The sequence below is a fragment of the Pandoraea horticolens genome, assembly GCF_902459555.1.
Classification (GTDB): domain Bacteria; phylum Pseudomonadota; class Gammaproteobacteria; order Burkholderiales; family Burkholderiaceae; genus Pandoraea; species Pandoraea horticolens.
The window spans coordinates 128230-138729 of record NZ_CABPSM010000009.1 but is presented as its reverse complement, the minus strand read 5'-3'; the positions used below and the strand labels follow the sequence as shown (position 1 = coordinate 138729).

8 protein-coding genes are annotated in these 10500 nt (G+C 63.4%); 3 read left to right on the top strand and 5 right to left on the bottom strand.

Going from position 1 to position 10500, the window contains the following annotated elements; all coding sequences use genetic code 11:
• Nucleotides 1-122 precede the first annotated feature (122 nt).
• The 4 genes from PHO31112_RS16055 to PHO31112_RS16040 all read right to left on the bottom strand — a co-directional run bounded on the left by PHO31112_RS16055 (nt 123) and on the right by PHO31112_RS16040 (nt 3959).
• Complete coding sequence (locus PHO31112_RS16055; protein ID WP_150621405.1) at nt 123-1229, bottom strand: YqcI/YcgG family protein; 1107 nt, start codon at nt 1227-1229, stop codon at nt 123-125.
• A gap of 215 nt (nt 1230-1444) precedes the next feature.
• On the bottom strand, nt 1445-2905 hold the full coding sequence (locus PHO31112_RS16050) for a cupin domain-containing protein (protein ID WP_150621404.1): 1461 nt from the start codon (nt 2903-2905) through the stop codon (nt 1445-1447).
• 13 nt (nt 2906-2918) lie between these two features.
• Nucleotides 2919-3680: a thioesterase II family protein gene (locus PHO31112_RS16045; RefSeq protein ID WP_150621403.1), complete on the bottom strand. Its 762-nt coding sequence runs from the start codon at nt 3678-3680 to the stop codon at nt 2919-2921.
• Between the two features lie 39 nt (nt 3681-3719).
• Nucleotides 3720-3959: an MbtH family protein gene (locus PHO31112_RS16040; RefSeq protein ID WP_150621402.1), complete on the bottom strand. Its 240-nt coding sequence runs from the start codon at nt 3957-3959 to the stop codon at nt 3720-3722.
• Between the two features lie 375 nt (nt 3960-4334).
• Here PHO31112_RS16040 and PHO31112_RS16035 point away from each other — a divergent pair, with 375 nt between their 5' ends.
• From PHO31112_RS16035 to PHO31112_RS16025, 3 genes are read left to right on the top strand one after another with little or no spacing between them, the layout of a single operon-like run.
• Entirely contained in the window at nt 4335-5528 is a 1194-nt protein-coding gene (locus PHO31112_RS16035; protein ID WP_150621401.1) for an efflux RND transporter periplasmic adaptor subunit, read from the top strand.
• Nucleotides 5522-7606, top strand: a complete 2085-nt coding sequence (locus PHO31112_RS16030) for a MacB family efflux pump subunit (RefSeq protein WP_150621400.1) — start codon at nt 5522-5524, stop codon at nt 7604-7606. The genes PHO31112_RS16035 and PHO31112_RS16030 overlap by 7 nt, the downstream gene beginning before the upstream one ends.
• A 47-nt stretch (nt 7607-7653) precedes the next feature.
• A complete protein-coding gene (locus tag PHO31112_RS16025; RefSeq protein WP_281355099.1) occupies nt 7654-9057 on the top strand; it encodes an efflux transporter outer membrane subunit in 1404 nt (467 codons plus the stop codon).
• A 291-nt stretch (nt 9058-9348) separates the two neighbouring features.
• Here PHO31112_RS16025 and PHO31112_RS16020 read toward each other — a convergent pair whose 3' ends face one another.
• Entirely contained in the window at nt 9349-10086 is a 738-nt protein-coding gene (locus PHO31112_RS16020) for a hypothetical protein (protein ID WP_150621398.1), read from the bottom strand.
• Between the last annotated feature and the right edge of the window lie 414 nt (nt 10087-10500).

Genomic DNA, 10500 nt, shown 5'->3' with positions numbered 1-10500 from the left:
CGGTATGCCTGAAGTTCGTTGCATTCTTTGCGATTCGTTGCATTCATTGCCTGCATGACATCCGTGACGAGTGGCGCGCCCCGCAGGTCGCGCCTCGCCTGAATGCCGGCCGGAAGCCCCGGCTATTCGAGGTGTTCGCCGTCGTTGCGCGACGGCGCGGGAGCATGCGAGCCCGAATGCTGGCTGTGGCCCGACGGCATCTCACGGGGGCTAGCGTCGCCCTGCTCGATCAGGCGTCCATGGCCTGCCTCGGCGTGCATCTGGCGCGACAGATGCCCCGCGTGCCCGACATGGGCCACGTGGGAGATCGACGGCCCTTCCGTCGGATGCGGTTTCAGGTGAACGGGAATCTTTCCGAGCATCGGGGTCGGCGGCTGCGTATCGGCTGGTACCGATAGCGCTGTCGCGTCTTCCGTGACGCGGCGCATCCGCTTGAGGAACGGACACTGGTCGGCGGCGGCAATGTTCGCGTCCTCAAGGAAATACTGTTTCCATTCGAGGTTGCCCGGATCGCCGTAGAAGCCGAGGTCCGGGTGCGGACCGACGGCGTCCCACTTGCGCAGCCGCTCACGCACCTGTTCACGCGCCTGACGGCCGATCACCTTGTTCGTAATCGTGTCGACGAAGACGGCACGTGGCTGGAACAGCAGCACCATGCCCGGCCCGAGATTGCGGCTGTGCCGCTGCGAGAACGACGGGCACGCGCAGACTACGAACATCTGCAGCCCGCCATAACCGAACTCCCAGTCTTCATGCGACGGCGGCACCTGATGATCCGCCTCCGGATCGGGATCGACGTTATGCAGATGCTGCAACGTGCCCCAGAACAGGTCGTGATATTCGGTGTGGGTCAGCGGCGTAGCATCGGGCTCATAAAAGATCGCGATGTTGTTGCGACGGAACTCCGGCTGCGAGGCGAGACGCGTGAACGTGAGCATCGTGGCGGGCAGCGTCGCGTTGTCCTTGCCGTTCACGAACGAATAGAACATTTCGCAACGACGCTCGGCAATCGTGCCGAAGAAGCACGGGTACTCCGGATGCATGACCTGCGTGCGGAGCGTCTTGTAGGACGTCTCCAGCCAGTCGGGCAGTTCGATACCGCCAACCTGGTCGCCGAGAATGACGCGTGAGCGCCAGTCGCTCGCGGTGACGCGTTTGGGCGCAGGGGAAGATTCGATCGGATCGGTAAAACGGGTGGAACCAAGGGTATCGGGGGGATCGAGCTGCATGAGCTTCTCCGTCGAAACTGCGCGCGCCGGCCCGAGCCGGCAGTCATTGCGCCATGCATCCTGCCGCCAGACGTGTCTGGCGGCAGGATGCACGGACGTGCCTGGGATTTAGTAGTACTAATCGGCTATTCGAATCGATAGCCTTGAGACAATCTGATCGCCGGCGCTACGTGGGCGCGCCGGCGTCGCCGTGAATGGGCGCGAGATGCACTGGCTCAGGCGAGCGCAGCAGAGGACTTCGGCGCCGGTGCTGCCGACATGGTGCCTGCGTGCAGCGCGGCGATCCACTCGTCGGGGATGATCGGCTGGTGATACGTGCATTCGTGCGAGACGACCGTCGAGCCATGCAGACGGCCATCGGGAATCAGCACGCTGTCGCCTTGCTTCATCTTGAGCTGCATGCCGAGGTTGCCCCAGAAAATCATGTCGCCCGACTCGATCACCACCAGACGATGGTCGTTGTGTACATGCGTGGTCGAACACATTTCGCGAGGCTCGACGAACGTCTCCCGGTCGATGCCCGGACATTCGGCTTCGATGCGCTCTTCGACCTGCTTCGCAAAGGCGACATAGTGTTCGATCGCCGACAGCCAGCGCAACTGTTCGCCAAGATCCCAGCGTCCTCGGGCAGCCATCAGTTCGGCCGCGCCGAGTCCCTGACTCATACGACTCAAGCCATGTGCGCCGTATTGCGCGCCGATCTGTGTCGTGGCTGCTGCTGCGCGGCGCAGCAGATCGGCGAGCGCAACGTCCATCGACGGTTGCCGAATCGGCAGTCCGTGCAGCATGTGCGGGCACGCCGAGGCAGCCGCCTGACAGAACGCCAGCATTTCGGCTTCGGCGACGAACGCCGCGCCAAGCAGCGCGAAAGCGCGATCGGGGCGAGCGCCCAGCGCGTAGAGCAAGTTGCACTTGGCGAGACTCGTCGGCAGATAGAACTGCCAGTAGGAATGCTCGCGGCGCGTGAGGTCCAGCGCACCGGCCACACGGGTGAGCAGCGCGTCTTGCGCGGCGTCGGCCATGACCGGCCGGGCATCCGGCGATACTGCGTCGAAATATCCCGACGCCACCGCCCTCGCCACCGCCGCGCGACGCGACGGCGCGAGGCTCCAGCACTGGATCATGATGAAGCGCAGGCCCTCGGGCAGATATTCGTTGCGTTGCAGTAGCGCGAACATGTCGCTCCACCGCGCGTGTTCGATGCGCACGATGGCATCGAGCGTATCGGTGAGCGACTCGGGCGTGGCGTCTGCCTTGCCTTCGTTGCCGAGAAACGCGTAAGCGTAGTTCTCGAGATACGGCCGGATGCGGGCACCCAGCACCTGATTACGCTCGCTATAGAAAGCGTCTGCGTTGGCAAAGCCTTCGGCGTCGCCGGGGCGCGGCATGCGAGCGATGCCAACCTCATTGATGCACATGAGCAGACGCTGCGACGCGAGCATCGGCAGGCGGCTCACCGTCTCCGCACGTACCGCCTTCTTGAATTGCAGGAACTCGAGATCTTCCGGGCGCAACGGCCGGCGGTAAAAGTCCTCGTCCAGTTCCAACTCTTCGACGACGGCGCTACGAAACGCCATATGCGATGCGAATTCCCGAATCAGAGGCAACGTTTCGTCACGCACTTCGAGATAGGGGGCGAAATCGAACAACGGGGGGAAGCCTTGCACGATGTCCATCTCCGTAATCACGTCAGGCGAGCGCCCGCGCGGGCGCTTCGCTCACACCGACGGCGTCGCGCAGATGCGCAATCACCTGCGCCAGCAGCGCATCCCGGTGGCTATTGATGAAGAAATGCCCGGCAGGCACGCGCGCCGAGGCGAATGGCCCCGTCGTCTCGCTTGCCCATGCCGGGTCGTTGGCGGGAACGACGCAGCGGGCGTCGTCGTCACCATTGATCGCCAGCAGCGGACACGCCAACGGCGCGCGCGCGGGCGGATCGTAGGTGCCGCACAGGTGGAAGTCGGCGCGCAGCGCCGGCGTGATCAACGCCATGAATTCGTCGTGCTCCAGCAGACTGTCCGGCATACCGCCCAGACGCCGAACTTCGGTTTTGAACGTGGCGTCGTCGCACGTCAACCAATGCGTTTCACGCTCACGCAGGGCTGGCGCAAGACTGGCCGATGCGCCGAACCAGCGAGGGCCGACGTCCAGCCGCGTACGCAGCGCGTGGGCCAATTCCAGCCCGACAAGCGCGCCCATGCTGTGACCGAAGATGGCGAACGGCAAGGGGCCCTGGCCCGACACCATGAGGTGCGTCAGGGCTTGCCCGACCATGTCGTCGACGAATTCCGGCCAGCCGTGCACCGGCGTGTCGCCATGACGCACACCCCGCCCTGCGGGATGCAACATCACAGGACGCACCCACGCTGGCAGCGAACGCGGCCACTCGCGAAAGATCGCGGCACTGCCCCCCGCATAGGGTAGACAGAACAAGGTGAGCGGGGCCGGCATTCCGTCGGTCTCAGGCAGCGAAACGCGATGCTGGTGCAATCAATGCACCGACGACGCGGTGGCCGGCTGAGCAGCCTGCTCGCTCATCGCCTTCTGAAGGCTCAGCGGGCGCATGTCTGTCCAATGCTCCTCGATGTATGCGAGGCACTGGGCCTTGTTCCCTTTCATACCGACAGCACTCCAGCCACCCGGAATCGCCTTGTAGCTCGGCCAGATCGAATACTGCGCCTCGTGGTTAATGACAACTTCGAATTCCGCGTTTTCGTCGTCCCAGCTCATTACGATGCTCCCTAAATGTTCGAATTCCTTAGTACTTCGACGTCCGAGTTCTGCCCGACCGCATGCGGATCAGTACTAAGATTTACTTCATGTTAATGAGAATCATTATCTATTAACAATGCAAAATCTACAAAAGAGAGCTTGCACCTGTCAATCTAAATTTGATCATTTACATTCAAATATTCGTTATTTCGTAATATTTTTATGAAATTCCACGTCAGCCCATCGAACTAGCGATGCGATAGTATTTTCACGTAAATGAGAATCATTCTATACTATACGCCGCTCCAGTGGTGGTTGCTGCCGACCACCGATTCGTCATCCAAATCATTTTCGACACCCATCGGGCCTTGGCCGTACGCACCATCGAAGCAGATGCCATTCAAACCGAAGCGAATTCGCAACACCCTGTTCCTCCTTGTCGTTGCCCTGCTGGCATTCGTGCTGTGGTTCACGATATTTCGCAACGTCGAGCATGTGGAGACCACAACGATCAACCGGGGCAACCTGGAACTGACAGTCACAGCACTCGGCAATCTGCGCCCGCGCAGCTATGTGGATGTGGGCGCGCAGGCGTCCGGTGCGATTCGCCGTCTGCATGTACAGCCGGGAACTCATGTGAACAAAGGCGACTTGCTCATCGAGATCGACCCTGCCGTCCAGCAGGCAAAGGTCGACGCCGACCGCGCCAGTCTCGCGAGCCTGCATGCGCAGCTTGCGCAGGCGCATGCCGAACGCGTGCTGGCGGGTCAGCGCTCGGCGCGCCAGCAGCAGATGATGGCCGACGGTTCGACACGCCTTGAAGATCTCCAGACGGCACACGCCAATCTGAACGTGGCGCTGGCCAGGATCGACAACCTGCACGCCCAGATCAACGGCGCAACATCAACGCTAAAGGGTGACGAGGCGCAACTGGGCTACACGCGTATCTACGCGCCCATGACGGGAACGGTCGTCTCGCTCGACGCGCGCGAGGGGCAGACCCTGAACGCCACTTATCAGACGCCGCTCATCATGCGCATTGCGGATCTGTCGCACATGACCGTGTGGACGCAGGTTTCCGAGGCGGATATCGGTCATGTGAAGGCCGGCATGCCGGTCTACTTCACCACGCTCGGTGGCCAGACCGGCGGCGGCCCGCGACGCTGGCACGGCACTGTGCGACAAGTCCTCCCTGCCCCGCCCACGCCGCTCGACAAGAGCGGTACGGATTCATCGCAACAAAGTCCGACCGGTGGTACCGGCAAGGTAGTGCTCTATACCGTGCTGGTTGACGTGGACAATGCCGACGGCGTCCTCATGCCGGAGATGACCGCCCAGGTGTTCTTCGTCATCGCTTCGGCGAAAAACGTTTTGCTCTCGCCCATGACGCCACTCGTTCCCGTCAACGCACAAGCCGGTGTCTTCACGGCAAACGTGCTCGTCGATGGCAAACGCGTCGAGCGCAAGGTGCGCATCGGTTTGCGAGATCGCCTGGACGGTGAAGTGCTTGAGGGCCTCAAACAGGGCGACGCTCTGATTACCTCAGTCGGCACCATTCGCGCCGGTGCCGGGAGGTTTCAGTGGTAACCGAAGCCCGCGCCGCCGAGGCCGTCGGCAGGCCTCCCCCCCCTGCCTCGCAGGACATTGCGCTGATCGAGCTCGTCGACATCTGCCGCAGCTTCGGTGGCGCAGGTGGCACGCCGGCAACGAAGGTACTGCGTGGCGTATCGATGCGCATTGACGCGGGCGAGTTTGTCGCCATCGTCGGGGCCTCGGGCTCCGGCAAGTCCACGTTGATGAACCTGCTCGGCTGTCTGGATCGGCCAACGTCGGGGCAATATCGCTTTGCCGGTCAGGACATCGCGTCGTTCCGTGTGGATGAACTGGCATGGCTGCGCCGGGAAGCCTTCGGGTTCGTCTTTCAGAACTACCACCTGATTCGCACGCTCGATGCGCTGCACAACGTCGAAGTCCCCGCCGTTTATGCCGGGATGTCACGGGCAGACCGCCACAGCCGAGCCAAGGAGTTGCTCACGCGTCTGGGCCTGGATGGGCGGATTCAGCACCGGCCGTATCAACTCTCCGGCGGTCAGCAGCAACGTGTCTCCATCGCGCGAGCCTTGATGAACGGCGGACGCATCATCCTCGCGGACGAGCCGACCGGTGCGCTCGATACCCGCAGTGGCGCCGAAGTCATGGCCTTGCTGCGTGAGCTCGCCGACGCCGGTCACACCGTCATTCTCATCACCCATGATCGGGGTGTCGCCGAGCAGGCGCGACGCGTCATCGAGATACGCGACGGGCTCATCGTCTCGGACAACGGCGAAGTGCAGGATAAGACCGAGCCGCCCGCCTCGACGGCTTTCTCAGCATCGGCAGCGTCATCATCGCCGTCGGCGCGCGCGGATGGCGCCGGCTGGACCCTCAACGCACAGAATTTCGCCACGACCATGGCGCAAGGGCTTTCCCGCTCAGCCTCGCCATGGGCGGATATGTATGAAGCCGTGCAAGCCGCATGGCAGGTGCTGTTCGTCAATCGCTTCCGGACGCTGCTAACGCTGCTGGGTATCATCATCGGCGTCGCGTCGGTCATCGTGATGCTGGCCATCGGCACCGGAACGCAGCGCACCGTCATGGCCAAGATCGCGAGCTTCGGCACCAACCGGATGTACGTGACGCCGGGCGGCGACACCGAGCGCGGGCCCGGGGGCACGTTGTCCGAAGCCGACGCCGCGCTGGTCGCCCAAGTGCCCAACGTCGATATCGCGATGCCCTTCTTCGCTGGCAAGACCACCGTGCGTGCGGCCAACGTCGACGTAGGCACGCGCCTGTGGGCCGTTACCGAGGAGGCGCCGCATGTGCTGAACTGGAACGTTTCGCGCGGCACGTTCTTTACCCGTCAGGACGTGCGTACGCTGGCGACCGTCGCAGTACTGGGCAAGCGCATCAGCACCAAGTTGTTCGGACCGGCGGACCCGCTGGGGCAATACGTGCTGGTGAACAATGTGCCGTTCCAGGTCATTGGCGTGTTGGCGGAAAAGGGAGCGACGTCCGGGCAGTCGAACGATGACGACGTGGTGCTTGTGCCGTCAAGCACGGGCAGCCGGCGGGTATTCGGCACCGCCAATCTGTCGTGGATCTCCGTGCTCGCGCATGACCTGGACAAGGTCGACGACACGGCCGCAGATATTACGCGAGTGCTGACGGAAGCCCATCACGTGAAGGACTTCCAGGTCTACAACCAGGCGGCCTCGCTCAAGGCGCAGAGCGAGGCGCAGCAGACGCTGACGCTCACGCTCGGCCTGATCGCAGCGATTTCGCTCGTCGTCGGCGGGATTGGCGTGATGAACATCATGCTCATGACAGTACGTGAGCGCACCCGCGAGATCGGCATCCGGACGGCGACGGGCGCCCGGCAGACCGACATCCTGCGTCAGTTCCTGACGGAATCGGTCATGGTGTCGACGGTCGGCGGCGTGCTGGGCATCTTCGTCGGTCTGGCATTCGGCCTGGCGCTCATTTTTTTGGGCGTGGATCTGGTCTTCTCCGTCAGGGCCATGCTCGCCGCCTTCGGATGCGCGCTGGCCACCGGGCTCGTGTTCGGCTACATGCCCGCACGTCAGGCCGCTCGTCTCGACCCTATCGTCGCTCTTGCCAGCGATTGACCGACATGCGCCGCAAGCTCAATTCAGTCATCACACGATCCAGGACGGTGTGGCCCTTCCCTCTGAGACCGCTCGCCTGCGCGACGCTCCTTGCCAGCGGGTGTGCGCTGCACGAGCCGCCCGCATCACGCGACGTGGCGACGCCATCCGCTTACCAAAGCGCGGCGGCAGCGCCTGCGTCATTACAAACCGCGCCCATCGATCGGGCATGGTGGCGTGCGTTCGGGAGTCAGTCGCTCGATCAGGTCGTCGCGCTGGCCGAAAAAGACAGTTTCGACGTGGCAGCGGCCTATGCCAGGGTCAGGCAGGCACAAGCGTTTTCGCGCATTGCAGGTGCCCCGTTGTTGCCAGCGCTTGATGGCAACGGCTCGGCATCGCGTCAGGGGCGAATGGGCGGCAACGCGGACGTGCCCGGCACCACGCTGGCACTGGGCTTGTCGGCGACCTACGAGCTGGACTTCTGGGGGGCGAATCGCGCCGCCCGCGACAGTGCGCTCGCGCAGTTGCGCGCCAGCACCTTCGACCGGGATACCGTTCGCCTGACCGTGACGGCGGGAGCGGCCAATCTCTGGCTAGCGTTGGCGGCGGCCCGCGAGCGTGCGTCCATCGCCTTGCAGCAGCGTGACATCGCGGCGGAGGTGCTTCGGCTCGTCCGATCGCAGGCACGCGCAGGTCAGGCGAGCGCGCTCGATCTCGCCCAGCAGGAAGGGCTGTACGACGCGCAATTGCGCAACGTCGCCGCCCGCACGCAGGACGTAACCGACAATGAAAATGCGCTGGCCGTGCTGAGCGGACACCATCTGGGCGACGTGCCGCTGAACACGCCGATGCTCGACTCGCTCATTGCGCCGGCCGCAGTGGCATTCCTCCCCCGAGACTTGCTCGCTCGTCGGCCGGATATTGCTCGCGCCGAGGCGTTGCTGGCGGCGAGTGATGCGGACGTCATAGAAGCCCGCGCGCGCATGCTGCCGTCCGTCTCGCTCTCGGGCGGCGTGGGGCTGTCGGGGAGACGTTTGAACGCGGTGCTGGATAATCCAGTCTACAGCGTCGCCGCCGCGCTGAGCGCACCAATCTTCCACGCAGGCGCGCTGGCCGGGGCGAGAGATCTGCGGATTGCGCAACGCGAAGCGGCCCTGGTGGATTATCGGAAGACGATCGTTGCGGCGTTCGGTGACGTGGAGGCATCGCTCAACGCCATCGATGGCATTACGCGCCAGCAGGACGCGCAGCAGCGCGAACTGACACAGGCACGCACGGCATTCTCGCTCGCGCAATCGCGGTACCGCGCAGGCGCCGATACCATGCTGACGCTGCTCGATGCGCAACGCACCCTGTTTGCAACACTGGATCTGCAAGTTCTGTTGCGGCTCGCCCGGCTGCAAGCGTCGGTGGCACTGTACAAGGCGGTCGGCGGTGGGTGGCGGACACCGGAAAGCGCGACGGATCCGTAGCCCACGCGAACCATATCCACCTGTCGCGCACGGAAAATTAGCCGGCTGATACGCGCAGCCAGCTCCGAATCCGCACGTCCAGCCTCGCGATTTTCGACGGCGGCAAGCTCTGCAAGCCAGCAGTGGAAATGGTTGACATAGCGTGATTCAAAAATTACCTCGGAATGTGCCTCGGCGTGAGGCTGGAAAGTGTCTTAATTTCGACAGCGGTCCACTCTCAAGAGTTGGAGCCTTCAGCCCAACGCGGGACGGTTCAGTCCCAACCTTCAACGGTCTTGGAGACATTGCCGTTCACGTTGGCCGCGTGCCAGTCTTGCGGAGCCGGTTCTCCCCGAGTTGGGTCAGGCTGCCGTCGGCACGAAGGTAGTTTTTCAGTGCCGCAGCCGGGACCTTGTCGCGCCTGGCCACACCGTCGAGCCCACCCGCAGCCTCAACCCCCGCCTGGCCGAGAGTCTTCCACGTCCGCAACATGGCGTCGGTGATCTTCGCTTTCGCGACCGTGTTGAGCCGATCTTCGCCGATCTGGCTCAGGCTGCCGTCGGCACGAAGGTAATGTTTCAGTGCCGCAGCCGAGACATTGTCCCGCCTGGCCACACCATTGAGCCCACCCGCAGCCTCAACCCCCGCCTGGCCGAGGGTCTTCCACGTCCGCAACATGGCGTCGGTGATCTTCGCTTTCGCGACCGTGTTGAGCCGGTCTTCGCCGATCTGAGTCAGGCTGCCGTCGGCACGAAGGTAATTTTTCAGTGCCATCACCGAGACATTGTCCCGCCTGGCCACGCCATCGAGCCCACCTGCGGCCTCAATCTCCGCCTGACCGAGGGCCTTCCACGTCCGCAACATGGCGTCGGTGATCTTCGCTTTTCTGCCCGGGTTGAGCCGGTCTTCGCCGAGCTGGCTCAGCCTGCCGTCTGCACGAAGGTAATTTCTCAGTGCTGTAACCGGGACATTGTTCCGCCTGGCCACACCACTGAGCCCACCCGCGGCCCCAATTTCCGCGTGCCCGAGGGTCTTCCACGTCTGCAACATGGCGTCAGTGATCTTTGCTCTCCTGCCCGACGCGCCAGTATTTTGTCGAGGGATTTTGGCCGGGGGCGGCATGAAAACAGCATCCCTTCTATTGTTCGCGCCCTGTTGTGCTGAATGCTTTTCCGCTCCTCTGTTCGAGGTGACTTCTAGTGTTGCGAGGGAAAGTTGTCGCTGGGCCGAACTCAGTGGCATGCCGGGCTCCCACCTACCCAGCAGCGCCTGTCGAATGACTGGCGGCGTTTCGGGAGGTGGCGGTCGTTGGGCTGAGCTCGACGGCATACCGGGCTCCCACCTGCCCAGCAGCGCCTGCCGAATGACTGGCGGGGTTTCGGGCGGCGGCGGTCGTTGGGCCGAATTCGGCGGCATGCCGGGTCGCCCATCGGCCTGACGCACCACGCGCACATTGGCCGCCAG

Excerpts from the sequence above, each read along its gene's own strand:
- PHO31112_RS16035 (WP_150621401.1), top strand. The coding sequence starts at position 4,335 with ATGCCATTCAAACCGAAGCGAATTCGCAACACCCTGTTCCTCCTTGTC.
- PHO31112_RS16020 (WP_150621398.1), bottom strand. The coding sequence starts at position 10,086 with ATGTTGCAGACGTGGAAGACCCTCGGGCACGCGGAAATTGGGGCCGCG.
- PHO31112_RS16050 (WP_150621404.1), bottom strand. The coding sequence starts at position 2,905 with ATGGACATCGTGCAAGGCTTCCCCCCGTTGTTCGATTTCGCCCCCTAT.
- PHO31112_RS16055 (WP_150621405.1), bottom strand. The coding sequence starts at position 1,229 with ATGCAGCTCGATCCCCCCGATACCCTTGGTTCCACCCGTTTTACCGAT.
- PHO31112_RS16040 (WP_150621402.1), bottom strand. The coding sequence starts at position 3,959 with ATGAGCTGGGACGACGAAAACGCGGAATTCGAAGTTGTCATTAACCAC.
- PHO31112_RS16045 (WP_150621403.1), bottom strand. The coding sequence starts at position 3,680 with ATGCCGGCCCCGCTCACCTTGTTCTGTCTACCCTATGCGGGGGGCAGT.